Source organism: Pantoea nemavictus, from assembly GCF_037479095.1.
GTDB classification, from domain to species: Bacteria; Pseudomonadota; Gammaproteobacteria; order Enterobacterales; family Enterobacteriaceae; genus Pantoea; species Pantoea nemavictus.
The window spans coordinates 276,905-303,275 of sequence record NZ_JBBGZW010000001.1 but is presented as its reverse complement, the minus strand read 5'-3'; the positions used below and the strand labels follow the sequence as shown (position 1 = coordinate 303,275).

The 26,371-nt window shown below is 53.4% G+C and carries 20 protein-coding genes; 10 read left to right on the top strand and 10 right to left on the bottom strand.

Annotated elements, in window-relative coordinates; genetic code table 11:
* Nucleotides 1-109: 109 nt before the first annotated feature.
* From WH298_RS01450 to WH298_RS01435, 4 genes are all read left to right on the top strand, one after another.
* Complete coding sequence (locus WH298_RS01450) at nucleotides 110-625, top strand: fimbrial protein (RefSeq protein WP_180822030.1); 516 nt, start codon at nucleotides 110-112, stop codon at nucleotides 623-625.
* 74 nt (nucleotides 626-699) lie between these two features.
* Nucleotides 700-1,368 (top strand): fimbrial biogenesis chaperone, encoded by a 669-nt coding sequence (locus WH298_RS01445; protein ID WP_180822029.1) that lies wholly within the window; start codon nucleotides 700-702, stop codon nucleotides 1,366-1,368.
* Between the two features lie 65 nt (nucleotides 1,369-1,433).
* Nucleotides 1,434-3,935 carry a fimbria/pilus outer membrane usher protein gene (locus WH298_RS01440; protein ID WP_180822028.1) on the top strand — a complete coding sequence of 834 codons (2,502 nt, stop codon included), beginning with the start codon at nucleotides 1,434-1,436 and terminating at the stop codon, nucleotides 3,933-3,935.
* The gene (locus tag WH298_RS01435) at nucleotides 3,898-4,902 is read left to right on the top strand and encodes a fimbrial protein (RefSeq protein ID WP_180822027.1); all 1,005 of its coding nucleotides are present in this window, start codon (nucleotides 3,898-3,900) and stop codon (nucleotides 4,900-4,902) included. The genes WH298_RS01440 and WH298_RS01435 overlap by 38 nt, the downstream gene beginning before the upstream one ends.
* Before the next feature lie 164 nt (nucleotides 4,903-5,066).
* Here WH298_RS01435 and WH298_RS01430 read toward each other — a convergent pair whose 3' ends face one another.
* The 5 genes from WH298_RS01430 to WH298_RS01410 all read right to left on the bottom strand — a co-directional run bounded on the left by WH298_RS01430 (nucleotide 5,067) and on the right by WH298_RS01410 (nucleotide 16,943).
* On the bottom strand, nucleotides 5,067-6,713 hold the full coding sequence (locus tag WH298_RS01430) for a hypothetical protein (RefSeq protein ID WP_180822026.1): 1,647 nt from the start codon (nucleotides 6,711-6,713) through the stop codon (nucleotides 5,067-5,069).
* 81 nt (nucleotides 6,714-6,794) lie between these two features.
* On the bottom strand, nucleotides 6,795-13,250 hold the full coding sequence (locus tag WH298_RS01425; RefSeq protein WP_180822025.1) for a hypothetical protein: 6,456 nt from the start codon (nucleotides 13,248-13,250) through the stop codon (nucleotides 6,795-6,797).
* A 647-nt stretch (nucleotides 13,251-13,897) separates the two neighbouring features.
* Nucleotides 13,898-14,740 carry an SDR family oxidoreductase gene (locus WH298_RS01420; protein ID WP_180822024.1) on the bottom strand — a complete coding sequence of 281 codons (843 nt, stop codon included), beginning with the start codon at nucleotides 14,738-14,740 and terminating at the stop codon, nucleotides 13,898-13,900.
* Nucleotides 14,741-14,819: 79 nt separating this feature from the next.
* Nucleotides 14,820-15,884, bottom strand: coding sequence for an alpha/beta hydrolase (locus WH298_RS01415; RefSeq protein WP_238344405.1), 1,065 nt, complete (start codon nucleotides 15,882-15,884; stop codon nucleotides 14,820-14,822).
* Between the two features lie 162 nt (nucleotides 15,885-16,046).
* On the bottom strand, nucleotides 16,047-16,943 hold the full coding sequence (locus WH298_RS01410) for a LysR family transcriptional regulator (protein WP_180822023.1): 897 nt from the start codon (nucleotides 16,941-16,943) through the stop codon (nucleotides 16,047-16,049).
* Between the two features lie 278 nt (nucleotides 16,944-17,221).
* Between WH298_RS01410 and WH298_RS01405 the strand changes: the two genes are divergently transcribed.
* Both WH298_RS01405 and WH298_RS01400 read left to right on the top strand, forming a co-directional pair.
* Complete coding sequence (locus WH298_RS01405; RefSeq protein WP_180822022.1) at nucleotides 17,222-18,400, top strand: MFS transporter; 1,179 nt, start codon at nucleotides 17,222-17,224, stop codon at nucleotides 18,398-18,400.
* A gap of 110 nt (nucleotides 18,401-18,510) precedes the next feature.
* Nucleotides 18,511-19,617: an alkene reductase gene (locus WH298_RS01400; RefSeq protein ID WP_180822021.1), complete on the top strand. Its 1,107-nt coding sequence runs from the start codon at nucleotides 18,511-18,513 to the stop codon at nucleotides 19,615-19,617.
* Here WH298_RS01400 and WH298_RS01395 read toward each other — a convergent pair whose 3' ends face one another.
* Both WH298_RS01395 and WH298_RS01390 read right to left on the bottom strand, forming a co-directional pair.
* On the bottom strand, nucleotides 19,618-20,529 hold the full coding sequence (locus tag WH298_RS01395; protein WP_180822020.1) for a LysR family transcriptional regulator: 912 nt from the start codon (nucleotides 20,527-20,529) through the stop codon (nucleotides 19,618-19,620). It abuts the gene before it with no gap.
* Nucleotides 20,526-21,275 carry a hypothetical protein gene (locus tag WH298_RS01390; protein WP_180822019.1) on the bottom strand — a complete coding sequence of 250 codons (750 nt, stop codon included), beginning with the start codon at nucleotides 21,273-21,275 and terminating at the stop codon, nucleotides 20,526-20,528. The genes WH298_RS01395 and WH298_RS01390 overlap by 4 nt, the downstream gene beginning before the upstream one ends.
* Nucleotides 21,276-21,497: 222 nt before the next feature.
* Between WH298_RS01390 and WH298_RS01385 the strand changes: the two genes are divergently transcribed.
* The 3 genes from WH298_RS01385 (at nucleotide 21,498) to WH298_RS01375 (ending at nucleotide 24,035) form a co-directional block, all read left to right on the top strand.
* The gene (locus tag WH298_RS01385; protein WP_180822018.1) at nucleotides 21,498-22,496 is read left to right on the top strand and encodes an LLM class flavin-dependent oxidoreductase; all 999 of its coding nucleotides are present in this window, start codon (nucleotides 21,498-21,500) and stop codon (nucleotides 22,494-22,496) included.
* A gap of 9 nt (nucleotides 22,497-22,505) precedes the next feature.
* The gene (locus WH298_RS01380; RefSeq protein ID WP_180822017.1) at nucleotides 22,506-23,594 is read left to right on the top strand and encodes an alkene reductase; all 1,089 of its coding nucleotides are present in this window, start codon (nucleotides 22,506-22,508) and stop codon (nucleotides 23,592-23,594) included.
* A 114-nt stretch (nucleotides 23,595-23,708) separates the two neighbouring features.
* On the top strand, nucleotides 23,709-24,035 hold the full coding sequence (locus WH298_RS01375; protein ID WP_007886456.1) for an EthD family reductase: 327 nt from the start codon (nucleotides 23,709-23,711) through the stop codon (nucleotides 24,033-24,035).
* 3 nt (nucleotides 24,036-24,038) lie between these two features.
* Here WH298_RS01375 and WH298_RS01370 read toward each other — a convergent pair whose 3' ends face one another.
* Nucleotides 24,039-24,248 carry a hypothetical protein gene (locus WH298_RS01370; RefSeq protein WP_180822016.1) on the bottom strand — a complete coding sequence of 70 codons (210 nt, stop codon included), beginning with the start codon at nucleotides 24,246-24,248 and terminating at the stop codon, nucleotides 24,039-24,041.
* 12 nt (nucleotides 24,249-24,260) lie between these two features.
* Here WH298_RS01370 and WH298_RS01365 point away from each other — a divergent pair, with 12 nt between their 5' ends.
* Complete coding sequence (locus WH298_RS01365) at nucleotides 24,261-25,217, top strand: nuclear transport factor 2 family protein (RefSeq protein WP_180822015.1); 957 nt, start codon at nucleotides 24,261-24,263, stop codon at nucleotides 25,215-25,217.
* A gap of 350 nt (nucleotides 25,218-25,567) precedes the next feature.
* On the opposite strand, the gene WH298_RS01360 is transcribed toward WH298_RS01365, so the two are convergent.
* Together WH298_RS01360 and WH298_RS01355 are read right to left on the bottom strand one after the other, a co-directional pair.
* Nucleotides 25,568-25,816: a hypothetical protein gene (locus tag WH298_RS01360; RefSeq protein ID WP_007886457.1), complete on the bottom strand. Its 249-nt coding sequence runs from the start codon at nucleotides 25,814-25,816 to the stop codon at nucleotides 25,568-25,570.
* Between the two features lie 107 nt (nucleotides 25,817-25,923).
* The gene (locus tag WH298_RS01355; protein ID WP_180822014.1) at nucleotides 25,924-26,292 is read right to left on the bottom strand and encodes a helix-turn-helix domain-containing protein; all 369 of its coding nucleotides are present in this window, start codon (nucleotides 26,290-26,292) and stop codon (nucleotides 25,924-25,926) included.
* Nucleotides 26,293-26,371: the final 79 nt, after the last annotated feature.

Sequence of the window (26,371 nt, the reverse complement as noted above, 5' to 3'; positions counted from 1 at the left end):
AGACCCATCCGCTATACCTTAATTCAAGGGAAAGTGGCCACCCACCTGCAGTAGCGATGCATCGAATTAAATTAACTCAACGACGCTTTTCTATTCAGGAATAGTTAATATGAAAAATCCATTGATTTTATCTGCGGTAATAGCGGTCTCATCGCTAACAACCTTTGCTCACGCTAGCGATGGTACGATAAATGTGACGGGAACGATTTCAGATACAACCTGTACCATCAATGCCGGTAGCGTATCCATCGACGTCGATTTCGGCACCGTTTCTTCAAGAGCTTTTACCGGTCCGGGTTCTACCGCCGGTATTGAACCTATTAAAATTGATTTTGATTCTTGCCCTGCATCCATTACCAGCGCCGCAGTTAGCTTTGATGGCACCAGCGATGCGGTTAACAGTAATTTATTTGCGCTAACCTCCGCAGCTCCAGCGACCGGTGTCGCGGTCGGTCTGTATGAAGCTGATGGTGCGACTGAGATTCCTTATGGCTCAACGTCAAAATCAGTTCCTCTGACGACAACCGGCGGCACATTAAGTTATTTCGCCAAATATGTGCAAACTACCACGCCAATAGCGGCAGGTAGCGCTGAGACTGTGATTAACTTTACCGTTAAATATTAATCGCTTTATTGAGGTGCAGGATGCTTATTACGCATCCTGCACAGGCGACATATCGGGTAAGCAGGATATAACCTATGTTAGTAAAAACTTTCCGCTATGCAGTGGGCGTACTGTTATTGATTAGCGGCATCGCCCACGCTGGCGTTTCGCTTGGCGGCACGCGTGTGGTTTACGATGCAGCAAAAAGCGAGAGTAATATCTCGGTTAAGAACTCAGAGAAAAAAAGTTTTCTGATTCAATCGTGGGTTGAAACAGAGGATCATATTAAGACCAATACATTTATTGTCACACCGCCGCTTTTTCGCTTAAACGGTGAACAGGAAAATCTGTTGCGTATCATTAAATCTAATGTGCCACTGCCACAAGATAAAGAGTCACTTTTTTGGTTGAACGTTAAAGCGATCCCTGCATCAAATAAAAATAGCCAGAATGAAGTGTTAATTGCGGTCAAAACGCAAATAAAGTTATTTTACCGACCAGTGGCATTAACAGGCGCTGCCGCTGATGCTTATAAATTGCTGAAAATAATACGCACAGGCAATCAAATTATTGTAGAAAATCCAACTGGCTACTTTGTCTCTTTTTATAGCTTGAGTGTGGGCGCGAACAACATAAAAGATCCGGGCTACATCGCGCCGAAAAGTAAAAAGAACTATGTCATTCCTGCAGGTGCAGCCGGAAAAGTGAGTTGGAAGGCGATTGGCGACTACGGAAATATCACGGCTGAAGCCACATCAAAATAGTGATGTGCCATGAGCGTTGACACGACTGCAGCGACCCGTGGTGGGTATTAAGTGGAGATAATAATATGCGAGTGTTATATGTTTCGAAAACAGTAACATTACAGCTTATTTTTTTGCTAGCACTCAGCTCAGATATCTATGCAGAAGAGTATTTTAACCCTGCTGCACTGGAACTGAGCGATGCTGAGCGAGAGTCCGTAAATCTGGATCTTCTGTCAAAAAATGATACGCAATTGCCCGGTCGTTACCGTGTCGGTGTCAATGTTAATCAGAAGTTTATTGCAGCACAGGACATTAACTTTATTTTGCTTGGCCATCAATTGCACCCAGAGTTAACGGTGAGTGACTTGCAGCGTTACGGTGTGAAAATTGATGCCTTTGCGGCATTGAAATCCCTTAATGCCGAACACCCTATCGGTGAGATGAGTCATTACATTCCCGACGCCAGCACACAATTTGATTTCAATACTCAGCAACTGAATATCAGTATTCCTCAGGCGGCACTCAATCAAACCTCACGCGATTATATTGATCCCAGCGAATGGGATCGAGGCATACCCGCACTGCTCCTGAACTACAGTGCCAATGCCGCTAACGCTGTGAATAAAAATCATGCCGCCTCAAATAATTCTCGCTTCCTCAATCTGAGGAGTGGGGCTAACTGGGGGGCATGGCGCTTAAGGAATTATTCAACCTGGTCTGATAATAATAGTGCGCAGCAATGGAATACTATCAGTACCTATGTTCAGCGTGACATCCAACCTTTAAAGTCGCAGCTTATTGCCGGTGATAGTTTCACCCCTTCTGATATTTATGACAGCGTACCTTTTCGCGGTATTCAGTTGCTATCAGACGACAATATGTATCCCGATAGTCAGCGCGGTTACGCGCCGGTGATACGCGGTATTGCACAATCAAATGCTCAGGTCTCAGTGAAGCAGAATGGTTATGTGATCTATCAAACCTATGTCGCACCAGGCGCGTTTGAAATAACCGATCTCTATCCCACCGCTACCAGCGGCGATCTTGAAGTCATGGTTAAAGAGGCCGATGGAACAGAGCGCGTTGCGGTGCAGCCTTATTCCGCCGTACCGATTATGCTGCGTGAAGGTCGCGTGAAATATGGCATCTCTGCCGGTAACTTTCGCTCGACCTCAGCCTTAGCACGCGAACCTATTTTTACTCAAGGCAGCGTGATTTATGGACTTCCCTCTGCAACATCTGTTTATGCCGGCGTGATAACGTCGCCCTCATACCTGTCAGGAATGCTGGGGGTAGGTCATGGATTGGGTGATTGGGGATCGTTGTCTTTCGATGTGTCTCAAGCCGAAACCCAATTACCGGGAGCAACGGAAAAGAAGAGCGGGCAGTCATTTCGCGTCCAATATTCAAAAGATATTAATCGCCTGGGAACCAACTTTACCTTGGCAAGTTACCGCTATTCCACTCAAGGCTTCTATGACTTTAAAGAGTCAAATGAGATCAATGCTGATGCAGCAAACGATGAGCGTCTGCAGGTATACAGCAATAAACGCAGCCGAACTCAGGTTAATATCAACCAGCGAATATTTGATGCCGGCAATGTTTTTATTACGGGCCTGCAGCAGGATTATTGGGGGCGTAAGGGTTCTGAACGTAGCGTAAATATTGGCTGGAACGCCAGCTTACAGAATATTTCCTATGGGTTGAGTTACGGCCTGAATAAGACGCCGTTATCAAAGGGTACAGAGCAATTATTTGCCTTCAATATGCAGATTCCCCTCAGCAAGGGTTTGTCCAACAGTCGCCTGAGTTACTCGGTTGATACCAGCGATCGCGGTCGCACCGCCCAGCGTGTTGGCATCAGCGGCACGGCGCTGGAGCAAAACAACCTTAATTATGATCTGCAACAGAGCTATGCCAGCCAGGGAACCGGCTACGGCGGCAATACATCCGTGAATTATCGTGGCACTTATGGTCAGGTGAATGCGGGATATAGTTATGGACGTGACACGCGGCAAATCAACATCGGCGCTCAGGGCGGTGTGGTAGCGCACCCCTGGGGCGTTACGTTATCTCAACCCTTAGGCGAGACGATGTTGCTGGTGCGCGCACCGGATGCAGACGGCGTCTCAGTCCAAAATCAAACCGGTATCAACACGGACTGGCGTGGCTACGCTGTGGTTCCCTACGCCACAAGCTATCGAAAAAATCGTATTGCGCTTGATCCGGCAACGTTCAAACAGGGTGTTGATATTGACACCACCGTAGCGACAGCCGTTCCGACTCAAGGTGCCGTGGTGGTCGCCAATTTTGCGACACGCGTGGGACATCGCACCTTAATCACCCTTACTCAAGCTGGGCGGCCAGTGCCGTTTGGCGCGGAAGTGAGCTATCAGGCAGACAATGCTAAACCCGTTATCAGCATCGCCGGCACGCACGGTGAGACCTATTTAGCCGGTATGCCTGATAAAGGGGTGCTGATGGTGAAGTGGGGAGAGCAACCGCACCAGCAATGCCAGGCTGCTTTCACAATCGAGGTAAAGGAAGATGAGCCGCTTCAGTATGGCAGCGCTGTCTGTAGTTAACGTCATCAAGGAGGAAAAAATGAAGTCACTTCTTCACTGCTTGCTTTTATTATCAGGTTTTTCAATGTTCGGCAGCAGTTGGGCGGCCTGTACCTCAGCCCCAGCCTCACTTAATGTGGCGATGTCTGCACCGATAGCAGTAAGTTCACTTACGCCCATTGGCACGGTTATTAGCACTGGCTCCGTCAATTATCGCGTGACCTGCAGCGGAGTAGCGAATACCGCAATGATGCGCTCTGGTTTAAATAGGGATTATGGTGCTTCACCCGTGCCTGGCGTGAGAAACACCTCTCTTGCCGGGATCGGCATCCGCTGGACCAATACCAGTGATGGAACGCCTTTTGTCTGGACCAACTATTCGATGTCGGACGGTAGCGTTCAACGCGGATTAAATATCAATGGGACACGCGTGATGTCGGATCTTTTTGAATTGGTTAAAACCGGACCTGTAGTGTCAGGCAGTACGGCTGCGTGGGTGCTCAATTATAACTGGCGGACAGGCACTACTGGTGCGCAGACGCGTTTATTAACGGTGAATTTACCGGCTATGACGATTCCGGTTGCCACCTGTTCACTGACGCAAACCGTAATCCCGGTCAATTTGGGCAATAAAATACCACTAAAAACGTTCACCGGGCCGGGAAGTGTCTCTTCGCCCGAAGGATTCAACATCCCTTTAATCTGCGATCCTCAGGTGCCCGTAACAGTACAATTCACTGGCACGCCAGCAGCGGGATTGCCAACGGTTCTGGCACTTAGCGCGGATAGTGTGGCGACCGGATTGGGCGTTCAGCTTGCCTATCATGATGTCCCCGTTACGCTTAATTCGGCGCTGGCTGTGGGTGACAGCGGCGCGGCAGGCGGCGTATACGACATTCCCTTTACGGCGCGTTTTTATCAAACGGCTGCCATGGTTACGCCGGGGTTAGCTCGGGCAGTCGCTACGTTCACCCTGACCTATAACTAACAGCGCCAAAGTGGACGGCTTGATTAACGTCACTCAGGCATGGAGCTGAACGAGCGGGAGAATATGTTGTAAAAAACCCGGCATAAGCCGGGTTTGTAGGGTGTTTCACTGCTCAGCCATCAATTATCATGAACATCTGATGAAGTGGCGGGAGCGAGTGCTGCTTACAGCTGGGACAGCGCGTTTTGCTCTTCCAGCTGATCAACCCACTGCACGTTGAGCGGTGCGAACTCACTGTTCACACCTTCCATCACCGAGCTATAAGCCATATCCGCCGGGCTGATAGTCAGTTCAACGCGTGCGTCCTCTGCCTGCGCTGCCATCAGCAGCGCATCGGCGTCAGCCAGCAGCAGCGCAGGCTCTGCCTGCATCAGCAAACTGCTGAAGGCATTCTTGCTGAAGGTGAAGTTTTCACTGTAGGCATCGCCCACTTTGATCATCAGGCTGTTAACACCATCGGGGAAGGTGGCAGGCGTGCCCCACTTACCATAGATGTTGGTATCGGCGCGGCCGTAAAACTCGCCATTGAGATAGATCTCGACGGTAGTGCCAGGCTGCGCAGTGCCATTAATCACAAAGCTGGTGGCCGCGGTAGCGCCGCCATCGGCAACGATGCCATTGGTGCTGAAGAGCGTATCAATGCTGAGATCGGCCGATGGACCGGTGCCAGGCACTGGCGTTGGGGTTGGCGCTGGAGTTGGTTCTGGCGTCGGCTCAGGCGTTGGGGCTGGCGTTGGCTCAGGGGGCGGTTCCGGGGTAGGCTCCGGCGTGACCACCGAAGATGGCTGCACATCGATAGTGAATGGCTTACTGAACTGGCCGCGTGAAGCGATTTTCAGCTCGTTAATGCCCGTTGCCAGCGTTGGCTCGTAGCTCCATTTGCCCTCTGCATCCGCGGTGATCATGGCAATTTCGCGACCATTCACATACAGCTGCACAATGGCACCGGGCACCAGCGTGGTGCCGGAAATCAGTACGCTGTTGCCATCGGTGCTGCCATCAGCCGGGATACTGGCTTTGTCGCCGCCCAGATTGTTGACCGCAGTGATTGCCACTGCAGGCGCAGGCGTAGGTTCCGGTGCTGGCGTTGGCTCTGGTGTAGGTTCCGGCGTTGGCGCAGGTGCGACCGGTGTACCGGCAGGTTGCACATCAACAGTAAAGGCTGGGCTCCATTGACCACGGGAAACCACCTTCAGTTCATTGTTGCCGTTGGTCAGGTTAGCGTCATAGCTCCATTTGCCTTCGGCGTCGGCGGTAACCATCGCAATCTCGCGACCATTAGCGAACAGCTGCACGGTGGCGTTAGGCTGAGCATTGCCAGAGATACGCACGCTGTTGCCATCGGTTGCGCCACCCGCTGGCATTGCTGCCTGCTCGCCGCTGAGGTTATTGATGCCGGTAATGGCTAAACCGGTTGGGGTCGGGGCAGGCGGCATCACGGGATCAGGCGTGACAATCGGACCCGGGCCTGGCGTCGGTTCTGGCGTTGGCTCAGGTCGGGCCGGTTCAGCGGGTTTCATCCAGACGACAAAGCTGTCACTGGTCTGGCCCTGAGACATCACGCTGAACTCTTGCGCGCCCATATTAAGCGGCATGGTCGGGGTGTAGGTCCAGTTGCCGGAGGTATCAGCATCAACGACGCCAATAAAACGCCCATGCGCATAGATAAACACCATGCTATTCGGCGCTGCAGTGCCGTTCAGTTTTGGCGTGGTATCGTGGGAAGTGCCTAAAAATGAGATGGATTTTTCGACGTCGCCGCTGTTATCCAGCACGGACGTAATGGTGGGTTTTACAAAGTGTGTGGTCATAAAATTCCCTTTCGAGATAAGTCGAGCCGTCGGCTCAGGAGAAAGCACGCCCCGCAGGGCGTGCTGGTATCACGAAGATGATTAGCCTTGCGTCAGTGACTGATGCTCGTCTAACAGTTCGATGCTGAGTCGCGGGTTGGCCACCATGTCGCTGGACAGCGCATCGTGCAGTGAAGAGTGCGCCATATCTGCTTCGCTGATGGTCAATGTCACGAAGCTATCCTGATCATCGCTCTCCGTTTGCGCAGCGAACAGCATCGCGTCGCCATCGGCCAGCAGCGATGAGATTTCAGGCCAAGGCGCATCGTCTGAGGTTTTGATGTTCAGAACCAAGCTATCGCTGGATTTACCATCCTCATCGCGCGCAACGAAGCTGTGAGTGCCTGGCAGCAACGGTGTCTCAATGTTGATGGTCCAGGATCCGTTCCAGTTACTGGTGGTGGTCGCAATCAGCTGATTGTTCTGGTCATACAGTGAGATCAGCTTGTTAGGATTGCTGCCGCCGTGGAACGAAGGCATAGCATCATCAATGAAGCTGCCAGAAGGACGAACACCACGATAATCACCCACATCGTCATAGGCGATCATGTTCGGCGCAGGATCCAGATCGCGGATATTGACGGTGAACGTACTGCCCGAATTCCCGTACTCATTTGCTGCTGAGAAGTCCCATTGGCCCGGTGACAGCGGTTCGTCCGGCGTAAAGCGCCAGTCGCCCTTGCTGTTGGTACGAGTGCTACCAATCACATTATTGTCGCCATCCAGAATGGTGATGATAACGTTCGGGCGAGCTCCGCCACCGTACAGTTCCGGCTGTGCGTCATCGGTCCAGCTGCCGCTGTTCACCAGCCATGGCATGGTGCCGACGCTGTCGTATGCCGATGTGATGTAAGGAACATTGAGGTACTGCTCAATGTTTTCTGGCATATCGATCGGGAACGCTGGCTGCTCTGGTTGTTCCGGCTGCGCTGGCTCTGCCAGATCCGGAATATAGTTGAAGTAAAATGCCTCGCTCCATTGACCTCTGGAAACGGCAAAGTAGGTATTTTCACCGATCAGGGCAGAGACGGTATGGCTCCAGTTGCCGTTGGCATCCGCGGTAATCACAATGGGCAGGCTTGAGTGAGAATCATAAATCTCAACCGTTGCACCAGGCTGTGCGATACCGTGCAGAACGAGTTCCGCATCACCGGCTGCACCACCGTTCTCATGCATCTCGCCATCCGCGAATAGCCCGGTGATCACCGGTGCATCTTCGAGCGTCAGGTAGAAGTTCTCGCTGGCCACGCCGTTTTCCACCACATAGATCTCGTTGCGACCTGGATTGAGGTTGATATCGACCTGCCAGATGCCCGACATATCCGCCTGCGCACTGCCCAGGTGTTGTCCGCCCACGTACACCTGAATAATGGCGTTCGGCGCAGAAACACCGCGCAATTGCGGGATGGCATCATCGGTGAAATCATTGTTTTGTAACTGCCACGCAACGCCCTGGTCATCCTGTGCAATGAGGATCTGCGGTGCCGGTGATCCCTGAACGGTAACCGCGACCGCCTCGCTGAACTGACCATCAAGACCGATTCTCAGGCTGTTTACACCATCAAACAGCGCGGTGCTTACAATCCAGTCTCCCGTGCTCGCAACTTCGATTGTGGTCACTAGCTGATCGTTGAGATACAGCGTGATCACTGAACCCGCCGGCGCCTTACCACTGAATACAGACTGACGTTCAGCGGTGGTGGTATTACCGTCGCTCAGCTCGTTGTGATAAACGATGCTCAACTCAGGGTCGACAGGGTCAACGGGTTCGACAGGGACAACTTCAGGTTGATAGGTCAGTTCAAATACGTCGCTCTCTGCGCCATTTGATTTAACCATGATGCGATTCACGCCTTCGGTCAGCCGTGGGGTGAAGTGCCAGATGCCATTTCTGTCGGCATAAATGGCATCAATCATGGCATCGTTAACCCACAGCTGAACTCGCATGTAGGGTTCCGCACGTCCACTGATATACGGGGTGGAACTTTGCGTAGTATCACCACTTTCAACGCGGGTATCGTTGTCGGCAAAGATTGACCAGATTACAGGTGCTGGCGTGGTTGCTGGACCTTCAAAGGGCTGATAGTCAATGACAAAAGGTTCGCTCGAGACACCGCGTGATACGACAACAATGTTGTTCTGACCCTCAGTCAACGTCGCCCAATAACCCCATCTACCATACTGGTCGGCTTGCTGAGTATCCACCAGCCGATCGTTATTCCAGATTTCGAAATAGGCAAACGGCCGACCGAAATTGCCCATAATTTGCACAGTGTCGTCGTTGGTGGTGTCACCATTTTGCAAATTACCGGGGTTGTACTCATCAGCATATACGGACCAGATCTCAGGTACCGGCAAATTCAACGCGGGCACGTTAACCAATACCGGCTCGCTCTGCTGATCGCCAACGCGCACGGTCAGCACGTTGTCGCCTAACTGGAGATCAATAGCTTTATGCCATTCACCTTGTCCATTGGTAAGCGCGATACCTATTTCGGTATCACCCAACCAGATCTGCACCCATTGATTTGCTGGCCCTTTACCGAATAAGCGCACCTCAGCGCTGTCTGGTGAAGCATTTGGCTCAAGGATCTGGCCAGTGGCGAGATCACGAATCCCGGTGATAGCCAGCTCAGGTTCTACCGGTTCGACCGGCACCACCAGTGGCTCATAGATAACCTCAAAGGGCTCGCTGGTCACACCCATCGACTTCACCACGATCTGGTTCAGACCCTCTTCCAGCGTTGGGGTGTAGCGCCATTCGCCGTAGCGGTTGGCATTCACGGTGCGCACCAGGCGATCGTTGATCCAAATCTCTACCAGCATAGCAGCGCCGGCAATCCCACTCAGCTGCGGAGTTGCGTCTTGCGTAGTGTCGCCTGACAGGATCGGGCCTGCGCCATTTTCATCGGCGAGCAGCTCAGTGATTTCCAGCGCCGGCGGTGGCGGGTTCTGGGTAGTGATGATGACCGCTTCACTCTGATTGCCAGCGTGTCTCACGGTAATACTATTTTCACCTTCCAGCAGATAGATTGGTGTACTCCAGCTACCGTCGCTGCCGCTGTAAACATTGTTCACCAGTTGGTCGCTGATCCAGATCTGCACAATGGTACCGCGAGGACCGGTTCCGCTGAGGATCACATTGCGGCCGGTAATGGTGCCGTGTGGATCGACGGGGTTGCCTGTCAGGATATCCTGCATCTGGGTGATTGCCAGTGCGGGCTGCTCAGGAACAGCTGGCGGGGCATAGTGAATATCGAAAGGTTCGCTGGAAACACCCTGCGATTTCACCACGATCTGGTTGCGACCTTCACTCAGCGTGAGGTGATAAGACCAGTTGCCGAAATTGTCCGCCTGAACGGTATCGATGCGGCGGCCATGCAGCCAGATTTCCACCTCAGCAAAACTGCCGACGTTGTTACCACGGATATATGGCGTGGCATCATCGGTGCTGTCACCGTTACCAATATGACCATGACTGTTTTCGTCAGCCCAGACAGAGGTAATGACCGGCACTGGCGGGGCTGGCGGCGCATAATGAATATCGAAAGGTTCGCTGGAAACACCCTGCGATTTCACCACGATCTGGTTACGACCTTCACTCAGCGTGAGGTGATAAGACCAGTTGCCGAAATTGTCAGCCTGAACGGTATCGATGCGTCGGCCATGCAGCCAGATTTCTACCTCAGCAAAACTGCCGACGTTATGACCACGGATATATGGCGTGGCGTCATCGGTGCTGTCACCGTTACCAATATGACCATGACTGTTTTCATCAGCCCAAACAGAGGTAATGACCGGTACTGGCGGGGCTGGTGGGGCATAGTGAATATCGTAAGGTTCGCTGGAAACACCCTGCGATTTCACCACGATTTGGTTGCGACCTTCACCCAGCGTGAGGTTATAAGACCAGTTGCCGAAATTATCCGCCTGAACGGTATCGATGCGTCGGCCATGCAGCCAGATTTCAACCTCAGCAAAACTGCCGACGTTATTACCACGCATGAACAGTGTGTCGTCATCAGTGGTGTCACCGTTACCAATAAAGCCAACGTTGTTCTCGTCAGCCCAGACGGAGGTGATGACCGGCACCGACGGAGCTGGCGGCGCATAGTGAATATCGAAAGACTCGCTAGAAACACCCTGCGTTTTAACCACGATCTGGTTCAGCCCTTTACGCAGCGTCGGCGTGTACGACCAACTGCCGTTGACGCTGGCAGCGGTGGTATCGACCAGTTGACCATTCAGCCAGATCTCTACCGAGGCATAACTGCCGGCGCGGCCGCTGATGCGCGGAGTAGCATCATCGGTGTTGCCACCGTTAACAATTTGACCGTGACTGTTTTCATCTGCCCAGGCGGCGTGAATTTCTGGCGGCGTCAGGCTGGCGGCGGGGGCATTAACTACCCATGGCGCGCTGCTGGCGTTTTCAGAGCGCAGCGTCAGGCTGTTTTCGCCTGGCAGCAGGTCAACAAAATAGGTCCAGTTACCCGCGGCATTTGGGATGATATCGGTAATGAAGGTGTTACCCGACCAGAGCGACAGCATGGCGCCAGCGGGGCCGGTGCCGCTAATGCGCACCTGCTGACCGGAGAGGGCGCCGTTCTCATCAATCACCTCAAAGGTGTTGCCATCAATGACCAACTTGATTGCCAACTCGACTTCGGCGGCAGGGGTGTAGTTGATCTCAAAGATTTCACTGGCAACGCCCTGAGATTTCACCTGGAACTGGTTCAGGCCTTCGCTCAGCGTTGGCGAATAGGTCCAGTCACCTGCACGGTTCGCCATGATGGTTTCGATGTGCTGACCGTTCAGCCAGATTTCAACCATTGCGTAACGGCCGACATTCACGCCATGAATTTGCGGAGTGGCATCATCGGTGTTGCCACCATTCTCAATATTGCCGTAGGTGTTTTCATCAGCCCAGACTGCGGCGATTTCCGGTACGGGTAGGGCAGGTGCAGTGATAGTGATGGTCACCGGCTCACTCTGCTGGCCTGGAATGCGCAAGGTAATCGCGTTTTCACCGTAAGGCAACGTCAGCACGGTTTGCCAGGTTCCGTTACGGCTAGCAGGTACGCTGGTGATAAAGGTGTCACCTGACCAGATCTGAATCATGCCTGAGGCTGGACCAATACCGCTGAGGCGAATCAGGTTGTTGCCCGACGAGCCATTTGGCTCGATAACGTCACCGGTCATAAAATCGCTGATGCGCAAAATCGACAGTGGCTCGTCAACAGGCGGGGCAGGTGGCGCGTAATGCACTTCTACCGTTTCACTGGCGACGCCCTGAGTAACCAGATGAATACGATTCATGCCTTCAGACAGGGTTGGCGAATAGTGCCAGTTGCCAAAATCATCGGCCTGCAAGGTATCCACATGCTGGCCATTCACCCAGACTTCAACTGTCGCATTACGGCCGGCGATGCCGGACATCTGCGGGGTGTTATCGTCGGTGCTGCCACCGTTGTTAATCAGGCCCGGTGTATTCTCGTCAGCCCAGATGCTGTGGATCTCAGGCGTTACCGGCACGGGAGCAGGGACAGTGATCATTACTGCTTCGCTGCGCTCGGTGCCGCTACGCACGGTCAGCTCATGACTGCCCTGCGGAATGGTCAGCATCTGGCTCCAGTTGCCGTTCATGTCCGTAAAGACATAACCGATGAACTGGTTCCCAGCGTAGGCCATAAAGCGCTGATCGGCTGGGCCGGTACCGCTTAGCTGCACACTGTTACTGGTCGCGGCGCCGTTCGGGTCAATCTGTTCACCGCTCATCACATCACGCATAAACGTAATAGCCAGATCCGGTGTGACGGGTTCAACCGGCTCAGCAGCCGGCTGATAGAACACTTCCCACGGCTCGCTCTCTTCGCCGTTGGTGATTACGGTAATAACGTTGCGGCCTTCCTGCAGAGGCAGGTTCAGCGACCAGTTGTTGAAGTCATTGGCAAGGGTAGAAGTGACTTCTTCACCGTTAATCAGCACTTTCACTTCTGAACCGGCCAGCGCGTAGCCACGTACGATTGGATCGGCATCGCTGGTGGTGGCTGCCTGGCCAATCACTTCCCACGCATAGCTCACTTCGTCATCGTAAATTTCGTGAATAATCGGACGCGTTTCGATGGGGGCTTCAGTGCGGGTAAAGTTAAAGCTGTCGCTAAGGTCGGTTAATGGAATAGCGACTTTGATTTCAATAGGTCCTAAATCACGTGGTGTGTGATGCGAAACCCAATTCCCCTCTCTGTCAGCGCGGACCTGGAGGCGCGTTTCATTGACATAAATGAAGAAAATCTCATTAGGAAGGGCAGTACCACGTACGGTGAATAAAACACCATCGGAGGTGCCGTTTTCTGTAACTACATCGTTATTGTCACCGTTCATTACAGTGACACTATCGATGCGGATAAAACGCTCACCTTCATTCAGAGGTGTCATGTTGTTTAGCGGCAGTGCACTATTTAACTGATGGGTTAAATCGCGATCTTTATTATTGTTCAATCCATTCATCCTTTTTACGGGGATTAACTATTACACGCTGTGCCGTGGCCGGTTCCTTGCGTGCAGACTTAAATCCCCGGCATTATCGAATAGCCAATTTCAATTCCAACAAGATGGGTCTTTGTTTGATGTTGTGGTGACTCATCCTATTGATGCATATAGTTATATGGGCGTGGTAGGTATAACTACGTAAATATGGGTGTGGTTAACAAATATAATTAATGATTAGTTGTTTTGAGGGGTATTCCTGGTGTTGATCAGCCATATCCTGGTTTAATTGTTTAGTGGCTTAAAACGATATAAAAATATGTTTGTATGTCTTTTTTATAATTTAAAGAATCCCTTTTTGATGTGCGATTTAGCAGTCTTGTCTGCTTGTCTTTACTAATTTAAATAAATGTAAATGGCCGGCGTAATAAAATGATGGCTTAAATCAGTAAATGTTATGTATTGACAGGTATTTCGGATGTGAGCCATTACGTCTCGCGTGAGATGTCACTTGCGGATATTCGTCGTCACTTGGCTATGGGGCATTCTTAACAAACCTGGTAAATAATCAGAAAACTTATTAAGAGTTATGCCGACGCGCGGAAGTCAATATGCGGGGCGGGCAATCAGTGCGGTGCCCACCCTTTTAAAGATCAACGTTAATCAGCATCCAGCGACAGTGACGATGACAAATCACGCAGCGCGTTAGCCTGTTCACCCAGTGATTTGGCTTTAGCTTCGAAGGTTTCAACTGCATCCGCGCCGGCCGCGAAACGCGCTGGTGGGTTCTCAAGCCCGGCAAGCTTAATAAGGGCCTCGGCTAATTTTTCCGGGTCGCCACCTTGTTTACCGTTCATGCCACGCCAGGCTGATTTTGTTGCCTGGGTTTCTGCGGCGTAGTCAGGGATGGACAATTCCGCATATTGGGTTGAGTCATCAGAAAGCAGTTCGGTGCGGAAGAATCCGGGCTCAACCAGCATGCTGTTAATGCCAAACTTCTTCACCTCCAGCGCCAGAGACTCCATCCAGCCCTCCACACCAAATTTTGCCGCACTGTACGCGCTGCAAAATGCGATACCCGTAATGCCCGCGGTCGACGATAACGTGATAATAAGGCCAGACCGCTGGCTTCTCATCGCCGGTAATACCGCTCGTGTGACGTTCATAGGGCCAAAGAGCAGGGTTTCCATCTGGTTGCGCACCTGGTTCTGGCTCAGCTCTTCAAAAAATCCGGCGTAAAAATTACCGGCGTTATTGACCAGCACATCAATCCGGCCGTACTTTTCAATAACAGTTGACACGGCCTGTTCAGCGTCGGTAAAACGGGTGATATCCAGTTTCAGAGTGATGAGTGAATCATGTTCACCGAGTGCACTGGCGACTTTTGCCGGATCGCGCCCCGTCGCGACCACGGTGTGACCAGCGGCCAAGGCTACTCTGGCAATATCCAGACCCAGGCCGCGACCGGCCCCCGTAATCAGCCAAACTTGTTTATCTGTCATTAATGTCTCTCCATATAGGGTTCAAAAAAAGGTGATTGCCGTTGCGTTCTTTTAGGTGTTTTACGTGCTCACTAAGCGTTTAGCTGCTGGCAAGATTTTGGCGAAAGAAGGGGGCAAGCTGACGGGCGGCTTTGTTAGCACCTTCACCATCATAAAGATCCATATGCGTGGCTCCGGGAATAATAAACAGCTGTTTGTTTGCCGATGCGGCGCTCTGGTTTAGCTGCTGGCTAAGCCACAGCGATCCCGCTTCACTACCGGCCACCATGAGCAGCGGCTGCGTGATATAAACATCTGCGCCTGCAAAGCCGGTGAAAGAGGCGAGTGTGCTGATGCTGGTCATTAACATCTGATTGGTTGATGTCGGATAATGACCGCGAGGTGTTAAATAGTAGTCAGCGGCTTCCTGCAGATCGCGCGGAGCTGACGTATCCCCGAGCTTAGGCACATAATTAACGTAGACAGCGGCACCACCCGCCGCCTCAGACTCGCGCTGTTTAGCCACGGCTTCAAGGGTGGGAATCAGCTCAGATTCCGCGGTCTTCCCCTCCCAACCTTTACGGGTAGCGGCACCCACGTCTACCGCACTGACCGTCGCCAGCGCTTTAATCCTGCGATCGGTCATGGAGGCTTTGACGGTAATACCGCTGCCTGCGCACACGCCCAAAGCACCCATGCGGGTGCTGTCGACATAAGGCAGCGTGGCGAGATAATCCACCGCGCTATAAAAATCGACGACCCGTTTCATCGGGTCATCAACAAAGCGTGGCAGGCCGCCGCTGGCTCCCTGGTGAGAAGCATCAAAGGCAAGAGTGATGAAGCCTTCTGCGGCAAGTTTCAGCGCATAAAGGCCGGCGGTCTGCTCCTTAACGCCGCCGCCAGGATGGACCACCACAATGGCGGCGTAACGTCGGGCTGGGCTGAACGCTTTAGGCAGGTAGAGATTCCCTGACATCATGATTTCATTATTTCTGAACATGACGCTCTGAATGGTCACGCCGTCCACGCGTGTCGTCGTTCCGGAGAGCCGCGGCGTGGGAACCAGCGCAGCGCGTGTTTTCGCTGCCATCAGAAGCCCGGCGGAGGCGACTGAACCTGCAAAAATTAAATTACGGCGGCTTAGCCCGCCAGGGGTTTTGCTCATTGTCAGACTCCTTCAGGGATACGATGACGGCTTCACGACGGGGGGACGTTAATGTGTCGTTTCTGTCAGTCATCGTACTGCCTGCAGGATTAAGTGATTAGACGCTTAATTTTGCATGAGCTTAGAAGGCTATTTTCTTAATCCTGACCTGGACGGTGAGAATTAGCGCCTGCGGTAGCGCAGGGCGTCCAGCACCAGCTGGAAAGCGGGGGAGTGCTGCCGGCGGCTGGGATAATAAAGATGATAGGCCGGTCGGGACGGGCACCAGTCAGCAAGTACCCGGATCAGCTGACCCTTCTCAAGCAACGTCTCAACGGTATCCTCAGGAAGATAAGCGAGTCCGATCCCATCCAGCGCGGCCTGCAGCATCATATTGATGGTGCTGAACGTCCCCCGACCATTAACACGCACTTTGATCTCGCTGCCGTGCTGATAAAATTCCCATGCATAAAAACCGCCATGCGTCGGTAACCGTAAGCGGATACAGCTGTGGGCATTGAGATCGCGCGGAGTCAGCGGCAAGGGTTTATCAGCAAAATAAGCGGGTGAACCTACAACGGCAAAGCGGGAGTCTGCTGCGAGAGGGACAGAGATCATATCTTTATCGACCTGCTCACCGAGCCTTACGCCAGCATCATAACGTTCAGCGACAATATCTTTGAGGCCGTACTCACTGATGATTTCGATATTGATATCCGGATATTCCTGCAGCACCGGGGCAAGCCTTGGCCAGAGAAGCGTTTCGGCTGCATGCTCCACGGCGGTAATGCGTACTGTACCGGCTGGCTTTTCCCGCATTCCGCTTAGCGATGCAATTTCATATTCAATATCATCGAAATGTGGACCGATACGGTTGAGCAGGCGCTCACCGGCTTCCGTCACAGACACACTTCTGGTGGTACGTGTCAGGAGGCGCAACCCTAAATGCGCTTCAAGCGTTCTGATGGTGTAGCTCAGAGCGGATTGCGATACGCCCAGCTGAGCCGCGGCTCTGGTGAAGCTTTGCTCGCGCGCAACGGCGATAAAAGCCTGATAATCGCTGATATTCTTCCGGCGCATTGATAACCCTGTTTTGTTAATCAACGCTAAATATATCATTTAATAATTTAATTGAGCGTGCTGATATTTATGATGGCTATGAATTAAAGCGTCATCACCCGATAAATAACGTTATTGAAGAATTTATGTCCCCACTGTAACGCCAGTACGCCTATTTCCCCGTTTGTGAAAGTCCGCGATGATGCGCCTCCGTTACGTTCCGGCCATAACGCATTGAGGTTACGTCCAGCTATTTGGCGTGCCTTTTTTCATTTGCAGTTCTTCCACAAGGGTATGTTATGCAAAATAAAAGCTCACTGCTTTTACTCGCGCTGTCTGTCGCCGTTTTCGGCGTGATCACCACCGAAATCGCCATCATTGGCCTGTTACCAAAACTGGTCTCACAGCTGCACGTGACGCCCACGCAGGTCGGCTTCCTCGTCAGTATTTATGCCATCATCGTGGCCATCACCGGACCGTTTATTACCCTGATGCTGTCAGGTTTTAATAAGAAAACGGTGCTGCTGAGCATTCTGGTGGTGTTCATTATTTCCAACCTGATCTATGCCACCACCGACGTGTTTAATCTAATGCTGCTATTCCGTATTCTGCCGGCGCTGGCGCATGCGGTTTTCTTCGCCGTTGCGCTGGTGGTGGCCGCCAGCTCGGTGCCGAAAGAAAAAGCCGCTGGCGCAGCCGCAAAAGTATTTGCCGGGGTGGCGATTGGTCTGGTGCTGGGCGTTCCGCTGAGTTCACTCATTGCGGATCATCTTTCGCTGGCGGCCGCGTTCTACTTCGGCGCCGCTGCCTGCGTGGTGGCTTTCGTTGGCGTCCTGCTTTTCATGCCTTCAATGCCGGCGAAACATAAGGTGTCTTATGCCAGCCAGATTTCCGTGCTGCGCAATGGCAAGCTGTGGCTGACCATCTCCACCGTTACGCTGGTGTTTGCTGCGATGTTCTCCGGCTTCAGCTACGTTGCGGATTATCTGGCGCGGGTGACGCATCTCAGCAATAACGCCATCAGCGCAATGCTCATCCTGTTTGGCCTGTGTGGTTTCACCGGTAACTTTGTCTTCAGCAGTTTGCTGCAGAAAAACATGGTGAAAACCACCCATGTCTATCCGCTGCTTTACACGCTGGTTTTCCTGCTGGTGTGGTTGCTGGGCTTTTCGCCGCTGGCGATGTGTCTGCTGACCGTATTCTGGGGTGCATTTCACTCATCCGGGCTGGTGGTCAGCCAGACCTGGCTGATGCGTGAAGCCAGCGAGGCGCCAGAGTTTGCCAACAGCCTGTACATGTCATTTTCTAACCTTGGGATCACGCTTGGCTCGCTGACGGGCGGATGGTTTATTGCCCGCCTCGGTACCCATTCTGTGGTGCTCAGCAGCGTGATCTTTGCTCTGCTGGCGTTCGCCAGCATCGTCATCAAGCACCGCGCTGATGTGAAAACGGCACCTGTTGCGGAAGAGCTGGCGTAAGCACTGCCGCATTAATGTAGAACTTATGGAACATCTGTTCGGAACAGACAGGTGTTCCCTAACCTGCTCACGGCACCCATCATGGAGGTGTCTACTGAAAGGAGCAAAATATGGACAAATTGTTTACCTCATACCCGCTCGGTGACATTACGCTGAACAATCGGGTGGTGATGGCACCGATGACACGTTCACGCGCAAGGGCGGGAGATACCGCTGACGAGCTGACGGCGAAGTACTATCAGCAGCGGGCCTCGGCGGGCCTCATTATTACCGAGGGGGCGCAGATCTCCGTGCAGGGTCAGGGCTATCTCTTCACGCCGGGCATTTATAATGACGAACAGGTGAAGGGCTGGGAAAAAACCACCCGTGCCGTGCACGCGGCGGGCGGCAGGATTTACCTGCAGCTCTGGCACGTGGGGCGCATCTCTCATACCAGCCTGCAGCAGGATGGCCAGCTCCCCGTCAGCGCTGTCGCCGTTAGGGCAGAAAATTCAACCTGCTATGCGCGCGATGAGCAGGGAAATGCCGGTCCGGTGCCGGTGTCTTCGCCGCGTGCGCTGACCCCGGCAGAAATCAGCGCTGTGGTTCAGGACTACGTCAACGCGGCTAAAAATGCCATCCGCGCGGGCTTTGACGGCGTTGAAATTCATGCCGCCAACGGCTATCTGCTGGAGCAGTTCATTAACGGCGGACTGAACACCCGAACCGATGAGTACGGCGGCTTGCAGCATGAAAACCGTCTGCGCTTCGTGCTTGAGGTAACCGACGCGGTATCGCAGGCCATTGGCGCAGATAAAACCGGCATCCGGCTGGCGCCTTTTGGTCGCCTGTTTGATATGCACGCCTTTCCGGGTGAAGAGGAGACCTGGCTGCTGCTGGCTAAAAAACTCAGCAGCCGTTCTCTGGCCTATGTGCACCTCAGCGACCAGCAGACGCTGGGTGAGCAGGCGATCCCCGCCGGTTTCATTGAGAAATTTCGCGCCGCCTATGACGGCACGCTGATCATCGCCGGCGGCTTTGATAAGGCGCTTGCCGAAAGCTACCTGCAGCAGGGCAAGGCCGATCTGATTGCATTCGGGCGGCCTTATATTGCCAACCCGGATCTGGTGGAAAGGATGGCGAACGGCTGGCCACTGAGTGAAGTCAACCGGGCTACGATGTACGGTGGTTCGGAAGAGGGCTATACCGACTACCCTGCGTACCAGGAACTCGCCTGATCAGTCGAGCGCGCCGTCTTCTGCCGCCTGAACCAGCGTGTCTACGACATAGCGGATTTTAGGCAGCAGCTGACGGCTTTTTGGCCAGAGCGCGCTGATGGGCATCTCTCCACCGGAGTGGCCCGGCAGAACTTCCTGCAGTTCGCCGCTTGCCAGATAGTCACCGACCAGCCATATCGGTAGCTGCGACAGACCACATCCCGCCAGGGTGGCGGTCAGCATCGCATCCCCGTCGGCAAATTCATGGGTGGCAGGCGGTATGAACCGCGTTATCTCTCCCTCCGCGTCCTTCAGCAGCCAGGAAATGGGCTGATTGCGGCGAAACCCGACCACGCACTGGTGTTCGCTTAACGCGTCCGCCGTGACCGGCGTGCCATGATAAAGCAGGTAGTCGGGTGAGGCGCAGATCACCAGTTTCTGGGTGGTCAGCCTGCGGGCGACCAGACCGCTACTGTCGGCCAGCTCACCAATGCGGATAACCAGATCAATGCCTTCCTCGATAAGATCGACAAACCGCTCGCTGAAGGTCACCGTCAGGGCGAGCTCAGGATAGTTGCGCGTAATCTGCAGCAGGACGGGCAATATACGCTGCCGCCCGAAGGCGGCGGGTAAATCCACCCGCAGTCTGCCGGCGGGCTGGCAGATATGAGACGTCAGCTCGGCCTCCGCCTGCTCCAAAATATCGATGGCGTTCTGGCAGCTGTTCAGAAATCGCTCGCCGTCCGGCGTCAGGCTGAGGCGGCGCGTGGAACGCTGAAAAAGCTTAAGGCCGAGGCGATCCTCAAGCCGGCTGACGCTTTTGCCTACCGCGGATTTGGTCAGCCCCAGACGCTCAGCGGCAGCGGTAAAGCTGCCCAGCTGCGCCGTGGTGACAAATGCGGTGATCCCGCCCAGATGATCGGTTTTTCTCATGGTTTATCTTCGTGTCCAGAAAGGCTTGCATGCCTTATTGCCATATAACGTCCGGGCGCTTCATCAAGCAACAGACTGAGCACGCACCGCCGGTCATTTGATGAAACCTGCAGCGAAAACGACAACGCGCGGGTATCTGCAGTCAGTAGCTGGATATCCTCCGGGATGATCTCCTCCAGCAACGCCATCCCATCACGCACGCTATCTGCATCCGCATTGCCGGCGAATAACGATCGGATATGCGCAGGCGCGGTCAGCATCAGCTGAAAAAAGCGTGCGATAAAAGAGCGCAGGCGGTTTTCCGCAAAAGCGTCCCGGAACACCTTATCAGGATTGGGCATGCGCGGTGTTTTATGCAAAAAAGTGAATACGGCATTGTGTTCCCTGTCAAACTTCACCGTCGTGCGGTATTCCGATAGCGCGCCGCCCACCTGACCTTCCTGACCGAGCACCTGATAACTGATCTCCATATTAACCTCGGCTTGATCGTCAGTCAGAGGGATAACATCGATCCGGCGGATAAAGTGTGCGCCCCTTTCATACGGCAGGTCGCGCAGCCAGCGCGTCATTTCCGCTTTCCCCTGTGCCAGTAGGTGAGTGCCCGCATGTACCAGCATGACATCCTCTGAAAACAGAGCGCTGTGAAGTCCAGCGGCTTCTGTTTCCCCTTCAAAAAAGGCAAACCAGCGGTGGGCAATGTCACAGGCCGCATGATAGCGGGCTTGTGTAATCTCTTGTTCAGTCATCAGGTCTCCGGTTTGGATTGATTAAGCACAGATGCAGGTGGCACGCGTTGAGCACCGCACCCCGGGCCTAAGATACACCTGCCATCGCCTGATGATTGTTGAATCTATGTCTACACAGATCCGAGTGAAAGCGGATTTATCATCATGGCGAAAACAATCATAGTGATTTCCGAACTTACTGTTTCGCCACGTAACCACTGAAACGAGGCTAAGGAAATCTTCATGAAAGACGCGAACATCCCTCTGTCACTGCTGGATTTGGCTCCGATTACCGAAGGCCACAGCCTGGCTGACGCTATCCACAACAGCGTGCGTCTGGCCAGAGCGGCTGAAGACGCCGGTTATCATCGCTTCTGGATGGCCGAACATCACAATATGGTGGATATCGCCAGCGCCGCCACAACGGTGATCCTCAGCCACATTGGTGCCCGCACCGATAAAATCCGCATCGGCTCGGGCGGCATTATGCTGCCGAATCACGCGCCGCTCGTCGTCGCTGAGCAGTTTGGTACGCTTGAAACCCTTTATCCGGGCCGCGTGGATCTGGGGCTGGGACGCGCGCCCGGTACCGATCAGGAAACGCTGCAGGCGCTGCGGCGTGAGAGTCGGACAAGAGGTCTGGACTTCCCCGACATGCTGGAAGAGTTGCAGCATTTTCTCGCCGAGCCACGTCCCGGCCAGCGCGTGACGGCGGTACCGGGCGCCGGACTGCGTATTCCGCTCTGGCTGCTGGGTTCCAGTACTTTCAGCGCTCAGCTGGCGGCACAGAAAGGCCTGCCGCTGGTTTTCGCCTCTCACTTTGCGCCCGATGCCATGCTGGCGGCCATTGATACCTATCGGGCCGGTTTTAAGCCGTCAGAAACCCTCAATGAGCCTTACGTCATGGTGTGCGTAAACGTTGTGGCGGCGGAAACGCAGAAAGAGGCAGACCGGCTGGCCACCACCGAGTTGCAGAAGTTCGTCAACCTGGGACGCGGTGTAGATATGAAGCTGCCAAAACCCGTTGATGACATGAATGCGCTATGGCACCCGACTGAGGCGCAGCGGGTGCTGACTCAGTTACGCGAATCGATATGGGGCACGCCAGACGTGGTGCGTGCCGGACTTGAGGATTTGGTGCGCCGCACCGGCGCGGACGAAATCATGGTGAACTCCTGGATCCACGACGCCGATGCGCGCATCCGTTCGCATCAGCTGATCGCGGGCTGCTGGAATAGCTGAGGAGGAGCGATGAAACAGCTTTTTACCGGTCATCAGGCCGGCAGCACGCCGCTGAATAATCGTTTTGTCATGGCGCCGATGACCCGTTCCCGTGCCAAAGATGAACACGCAGACGATCTGACCCGGCAGTATTACGCTCAGCGCGCCACTGCCGGGATGATCGTGTCAGAGGGGCTGCCCGTGTCCCGTGAAGGGACGGGTTATCTTTTTACCCCGGGAATATACCTTGATAGCCACGTTGCCGCATGGCGCCCGGTGACGCAGGCTGTGCATGAACGCGGCGGTAAGATTTTTGCTCAGCTCTGGCATGTCGGGCGGGTATCGCATACCACCCTGCAACCTGAAGGTCGCGCGCCAGTCAGTGCAGTCGCCGTTCAAGGGGGAAGCGCGTTTGCCTGGGATGAAAAGGGGCAGCCCGGTACCGTCGCCGCCAGCCCGCCACGCGCGCTGGCTACTGATGAAATCGCCCGGGTCGTTAACGACTTTCGCCTGGCGGCTGCGAACGCCATTGCCGCCGGATTTGATGGCGTAGAGATTCATGCAGCCAACGGCTATCTGATTGAGCAGTTTATCAATCCGGTTCTCAATACCCGCACAGATCGCTATGGCGGCGCCACGCCAGAAGATCGTGCCCGCCTGCTGATGCAGATTACCGATGCGGTAGTTGAGGAAATTGGCGCCGGACGCACCGGCGTGCGTCTGTCACCCTGCAATCAGCTGCAGGACATGCCGCCTTATGCGGAAACGTCAGAAACCTACCTGTATATCGGGCGGCAGCTCAATCGCCGCAGGATAGCTTTTGTTCACCTAATGGCGCAGGGGCCGGTGATGTTCAATGGACTGCTGCGCGAGTTTCGCCAGGTCTGGCGCGGCACGCTGATCCTGGCGGGAGGGCTAACCGCGGTTCAGGCTGAAACATTGATTGCTGACAACCTGACGGACCTCGCAGCCTTCGGCAGCCCATTCATTGCTAATCCTGATTTTGTCGAACGCGTCAGAAACGGCTGGCCGTTGTCGATGGCAACGAAAAACGCCTACTACGGCGGTGGCGCTGACGGTTATATCGATTACCCATTTTACGGTGAAGATTCTGCCTGATGCTTGACGGCGTGGAGACCTGCGCCTCCGTCAACCAAACGCAGGCGCTGGCAGAGCAGCACTTCCGTTATCTTTTTCAGTTAAATCCACACATTAATCTCTCAGGAGAGCGTTATGACACCCACTAAAGGTTTTAAGCACGTCGGCTTTATCACCCGTAAAAAAGGACAAAGCTTTGAAGAGTTCGTAAAGCACTGGGATGAGGTTCATACCGAAATTGCCCTGCGGCTGCCGGGGCTACGCGGCTATGTTCTGAATCCTGTGGATCGCGAAAAATATCCTGACTCACCCGTCGATGGATTTTCAGAGTTATGGTTTGACTCGCTCGAAGACGCAATCGCTGCGTTCAGCTCCCCGACAGGTATCGAAGCCTATGAGGACGTGCCCAACTTCGCCGACCACGTCGCCGTTACTTACATTACTGAAATCAGAAAGCGTTAATGTTTAGCGTCGATCTTCCACTTCAGCAGGGATGCAACGGAACTCGTTTTGGAAGAAATGCCCTGAAAAACCGCTGGCTGAAATAAAAGGCAAAAGGCGCAGGGCGTTGCGCACGTTGCCCTGAAACCCAAGCCTGCCCGCAGGCCCGCCAGCGAAATTCTGCCGGAGATGGCTGAGTATGTTCTGCCCCATTTTTCCGCCCAATATTGACACCGGAGACAATCCATGACCCAGACAATAAGCCGTGCTGATGCACTGAGCTTCCTTGAACAGTTTCGCAGCAGCTGGGAAACCGGCGACTGGACCTCTTTCTCAGTTTCACTTTCCGCTTCAGCCCTGCTCAGAAGCAGTCATAAAGGCATGCATAAGGGAGCTGAAGCGCTCATTCTGGCGTTTCGGGAAGATTTGGCGTCGGAACAGCATCTGAATCTTGTTACTTCCAACTATTATGCTGCTGATAATGGACAGGGAATGGTGATGGTCAGCGCTTACCTTTACGGGGAGGTCGCACCGGACAAAAAATATCATCCGGCTGCCCTGTTTGGCGCGGTTGTCAGGCTAACGATCACGTGTGTCAATAGCCTATGGCAAGTGAGCGAAATACTGGTAAACATCAGCTGGTCGGAAGGTGACAGCAACGCGCTTGCCGGCTGGACACTGCCTGCGGGCCAGCAGGGATGGCGTCCGGGCGATGCTCCACCGATACTGGTCAGCGAACTTGACTCTCCATGGGCGTGTATTCCTGACAATAAAATGATTTCAACCGTTGAGGAGCAGATTGAAGAGTCCTATTCACGTTATTCCTGGGGAATTGACCAGAATGACTTTGGACAGTTTCGCACCTGCTATACCGATGATGCACGCGGAGAGTTCCCGCCGCTGGGCCCACTCAGTGGACACCACAGCATCGTGGGCTCGCTTAAAGAGTTTCGTCGCCACTGGCCATGGATGCAGCATTATGGTGTTCCCCTGAAAATCACCCTGAATCCTGACGGTGAAACAGCAGAGATGTGGACAGGTCGCCTGATCCCGGGTCACATTAAAAATGATCAGGGAGAGTGGATGTATGGTGCGCATTATAGAATTGAACTACGCAAAGAGAGGGGATTATGGAGATTCAGCTGGAGCGAATATGTTCCAGGATGGTTCTCTGAACGAAATCCTCCATTTCAGAAGGCTTGATGTTTTGCCGAGCGACTTTCAGCATCGAATTAAAGCGATTTAGCGTTTAAGCAAAGTACATCTCTTTAAAGCTGGCCGCATTGAACTTATTGTTATATCTGATTTTTGCGCTTATCTGCCTGAAATCAAATTTTGGTAGTTCGTAATAAGCTGTGAGTTCATTCGAAGGATGCAACATCGACCGAGCAGATAGGCTACTAATAACTTTCAGTAAGGAGAGTGTCGTCCCTGACAGGTTCTCCGGCCGGTATACGTTCGCACGTTACCGATGAGGTCATTCGCTTCGTCGTTTTCCGGCCGGAGCCGGACTACTTCCTATGGCATCAGTTCGTTAACGGTTAGTTCAGCGCTCAGTTCAGGCCCGCAAGGGTCTGCAGATACGGCACCTGCTTTTCGGCGACCTCGGGTGAATCAAAACTCATCAGCCAGTCTCTGGCTTTATAGATCTGCTGCAACCGTAAGGTGCTGTTCTCCGATTTCGCCATGCGACCAAGCTGCGCGAAAAGTGATGCAATGCTGATCTCTTTCTCGCACAGCGCCAGGCTCAGTGCCGCTTCGCCAATAATGGCGTGACCTTTCTCGTGGTTTTGAAATAACACAGAAATTCCTCCATTAGTACGAATGAATAATAACCTCACCCGTGACTGTAGACGTTAGCGGGGGAATCGCACGGCGCTTAATCCTAAAAGCTCAGGATTTACCGTAATTAATCAGCACTATTATGTATGCGGCGAAATTCAGTTGGCGTGAGAATGAATCGTTGCGTAAACGCCCTGCTGAAAGATTCGGGTGAATTAAAACCATTGCGCTGCGCCACGGTGCTGAGACTGTCTGCGGTTTGCAGGAGTTCTGCATACGCTTTTTCCAGACGCTGATTGCGGATATACGCAATCAGCGTTGTCCCTTTAACACGGCGAAACATTCTCTGCAGATGCCATTTTGTATAGCCCGATCGAAGGGCGATCTTGTCAATGGTGAGAGGTTCACTGAGACGGAGATTGATCCAATCCGTTAGCCCTTCAATAATTTTCTGCGAATCAACCACGGGATGTTCTCGCTTCTCAAAAAAATTCATCAATCTGCACTGAGATTAACTGGCTGATAAATAGATGAATTAAATGCGGGTGGACCCTCATTCCTCAGGGGCGACCGGC

Coding starts and splice junctions, on each gene's coding strand:
- WH298_RS01450 (WP_180822030.1), top strand. CDS start 110: ATGAAAAATCCATTGATTTTATCTGCGGTAATAGCGGTCTCATCGCTA.
- WH298_RS01445 (WP_180822029.1), top strand. CDS start 700: ATGTTAGTAAAAACTTTCCGCTATGCAGTGGGCGTACTGTTATTGATT.
- WH298_RS01440 (WP_180822028.1), top strand. CDS start 1,434: ATGCGAGTGTTATATGTTTCGAAAACAGTAACATTACAGCTTATTTTT.
- WH298_RS01435 (WP_180822027.1), top strand. CDS start 3,898: ATGAGCCGCTTCAGTATGGCAGCGCTGTCTGTAGTTAACGTCATCAAG.
- WH298_RS01430 (WP_180822026.1), bottom strand. CDS start 6,713: ATGACCACACACTTTGTAAAACCCACCATTACGTCCGTGCTGGATAAC.
- WH298_RS01420 (WP_180822024.1), bottom strand. CDS start 14,740: ATGACAGATAAACAAGTTTGGCTGATTACGGGGGCCGGTCGCGGCCTG.
- WH298_RS01415 (WP_238344405.1), bottom strand. CDS start 15,884: ATGAGCAAAACCCCTGGCGGGCTAAGCCGCCGTAATTTAATTTTTGCA.
- WH298_RS01410 (WP_180822023.1), bottom strand. CDS start 16,943: ATGCGCCGGAAGAATATCAGCGATTATCAGGCTTTTATCGCCGTTGCG.
- WH298_RS01405 (WP_180822022.1), top strand. CDS start 17,222: ATGCAAAATAAAAGCTCACTGCTTTTACTCGCGCTGTCTGTCGCCGTT.
- WH298_RS01400 (WP_180822021.1), top strand. CDS start 18,511: ATGGACAAATTGTTTACCTCATACCCGCTCGGTGACATTACGCTGAAC.
- WH298_RS01395 (WP_180822020.1), bottom strand. CDS start 20,529: ATGAGAAAAACCGATCATCTGGGCGGGATCACCGCATTTGTCACCACG.
- WH298_RS01390 (WP_180822019.1), bottom strand. CDS start 21,275: ATGACTGAACAAGAGATTACACAAGCCCGCTATCATGCGGCCTGTGAC.
- WH298_RS01385 (WP_180822018.1), top strand. CDS start 21,498: ATGAAAGACGCGAACATCCCTCTGTCACTGCTGGATTTGGCTCCGATT.
- WH298_RS01380 (WP_180822017.1), top strand. CDS start 22,506: ATGAAACAGCTTTTTACCGGTCATCAGGCCGGCAGCACGCCGCTGAAT.
- WH298_RS01375 (WP_007886456.1), top strand. CDS start 23,709: ATGACACCCACTAAAGGTTTTAAGCACGTCGGCTTTATCACCCGTAAA.
- WH298_RS01365 (WP_180822015.1), top strand. CDS start 24,261: ATGACCCAGACAATAAGCCGTGCTGATGCACTGAGCTTCCTTGAACAG.
- WH298_RS01355 (WP_180822014.1), bottom strand. CDS start 26,292: ATGAATTTTTTTGAGAAGCGAGAACATCCCGTGGTTGATTCGCAGAAA.